Raw genomic sequence first — 2,651 nt, 5'->3', positions numbered from 1 at the left:
GCCACCAGCGCGAGCACATGCTCGGTGGGGCTGAGCTCGAACAGCTCGACCCGCAACGGCACCTCGGTGGTGACGTCGAAGGCGGACAGCACCAGTTCCATCAGGTGTTGCGGCAGTTCGCTTTCGGTGGTGACGGTCGGCGTCAGCTCGCGGGTGCCGTGGCCGATCGGCGCGATCACCTGATACGGCTGCCCATCCACCTCGGGGTAGTGGGTGCGCAGTGATTCGTGCCGGTCGATGACATCGATGATCGCGATCTCGAGCGCGGCGACCTCGAGTTCACCGGACAGACGGATCGCGACCGGGATGTTGTTGACCGCGGACTCGGCGGCATCGGCGCCCGCGGAAAACCGGTTGAGGAACCACATCCGCTGCTGCGCCAACGACAACGGCACCCGCTCCGGACGCTCACGCGCCACCAGCTCACGCCTAGCCCCGTCACCGACATGGGATTCGACCCGAGCGGCCAGCGCGCCCACGGTCGAGGCCTCGAACAACAATCGCACCGGCACCGAAGTATCCAGCGCGCTCCCCAAACGCGACGCCACCTGGGTCGCGATCAGCGAATTGCCACCCAGCGTAAAGAAATCATCATCCACACCAACGCGTTCGACACCGAGCACCTCGCTGAAGACCTGGGCCACGATCTCTTCGATCGGCGTGGCAGGCGCCCGGAACTGGCGTACCTCGAACGCAGGCGCAGGCAGTGCCCGACGGTCGAGCTTGCCCGTCGGCGTCAACGGAACCTGATCGATCACGATGATCGAGGACGGCACCATATAGCTGGGCAGACGTCGGCCCAGGTCCCCGGACAATTCCGCGATATCCACCGAATATCCGGGCACGAGAACCACATACGACACCAGCATCGTCACACCGGTGGTCCCGGTATGGCCGACCGTGACCGCGAAATCAACGCTCGGATGCGTGGTCAGCGCCGCGTCGATCTCCCCGAGTTCGATGCGGAAGCCACGGATCTTGACCTGGAAGTCGGAACGGCCCACATATTCGACCGCACCAGAAGCGGTCCAGCGCACCACATCTCCGGTGCGATACATCCGTTCGTCAACAGCGAACGGGTTCGCCACGAATCGATCGGCGGTCAGCCCGGCCCGGTCGAGATAGCCACGCGCCAGCTGGATACCCGACACATACAACTCACCGGCCACACCCACCGGCACCGGCTGCAACCGTGAATCCAGTACCAGCGCTTGCATACCCCGGATGGGGCCGCCCACGGTCACTCGATCACCCGGCGACAGCGCGTCGCTGATGTTGCTGGCGATTGTTGCCTCGGTCGGACCGTACGCGTTGAAGAACTGCCGTCCACCCGCCGGCGCATCGACGGCAGCGAACTTCGCGATCAGATCGGCCGAAACCGCTTCACCACCAGCGATTATCACGCGCAGGCCTGCCAGCGCGGCCGGATCCATCGATGCCAGCACCGACGGCGTCAACATCGCATGCGTGACCCGCTCGCTGCGGATCAGCTCGGCCAATTCCGCACCGCCGTACATACCCGGCGGCACGACCACCAATGCGCCGCCACCACCGACTGTCAGCAGGAACTCGAGAATCGACGCGTCGAAGCTCGGCGAAGCGAAATGCAGTGCCCGAGTGGCACCGTCCAGGCCATACCGCTCGTTTTGCTCGGCACGGAAGTTCGCCAAGCCCGCATGGGTTACCACCACGCCCTTGGGCTTGCCCGTCGTACCAGAGGTGTAGATGACGTACGCCGGATGCTGTGGCAACAACGACCGCGACCGAGTCCAATCGGTCACTGCCGCATCGGAATACGCGTCCAGATCCAACTCGTCGAGCACCAGCCAATCCACCGAATCCGGCAACTCGGCCCGCACCGACGACACCGTCACACCAACCCGGGCACCCGAATCAGACAGCATGTACTCAATACGATCACTAGGCAGATCCGCCGCAATCGGCAAGAACGCCGCACCCGACTTCGACACACCCCACGTCGCCAGATACGACAACTCCGAGCGCGGCACCGTCAACGCCACAACATCCTCAGCACCGACACCACGCTCAATAAGCAACCGCGCCAAACGATTCGAGCGAGAATCCACCTCGCCATACGACAGCGTCGCGAAGCGACTCGATGAGGGGTGGTGGTCGGGCGACGGGTGGGCCAGACTTGTTCCCTCGAACACCACAGCAGGCGCTTCCGGATCACCGGCAACCCCCTCAGCCAACAATTCCGGCAACGTCCACGCCGGCGCAGCAGCCGACCCACGACGTGCAATCAACGACGCACGTTCACCCGCGCCCAAGATATCGATATCCCCCACTGGGACACCGGGATTGCGGGAGATCTCCTCGAGCACCCGCACCCACCGCTCAGCGAAGCCGGCAGCGGTCGACTCATCGAACAGATCCGTCGCGTACGTCAGGTGCAGCGTCCAGCCACCACCGACAGCTTCGGTCAGGGTGAACTGCAGATCGAACTTCGCAAGCTCGACGCCGAGCTCCTCGGCACGCACCGAAAGACCGTCGAGCTCCAGCGCGGGTTCGTCCAGGTTCTCCAGCGAAAGCACCACCTGGAACAGCGGGTGCCGCGCCTGCGAACGCGCCGGATTCAGCACCTCCACCAAACGCTCGAAAGGCACATCCGCATGCCCGAACGCCGCCAA

At 64.3% G+C, this 2,651-nt stretch carries 1 protein-coding gene; it reads right to left on the bottom strand.

Annotation, left to right across the window (positions count from 1 at the left end):
• Positions 1-2,651: amino acid adenylation domain-containing protein (locus ACGFNJ_RS44050; protein WP_393462655.1), on the bottom strand; the 2,651-nt coding region annotated here is incomplete at both ends.

This window comes from Nocardia sp. NPDC049149 (assembly GCF_043197455.1).
GTDB lineage: Bacteria > Actinomycetota > Actinomycetes > Mycobacteriales > Mycobacteriaceae > Nocardia.
Note: the sequence above shows the minus strand (reverse complement) of the source record. Positions and strands in the feature narration are given on the sequence as shown.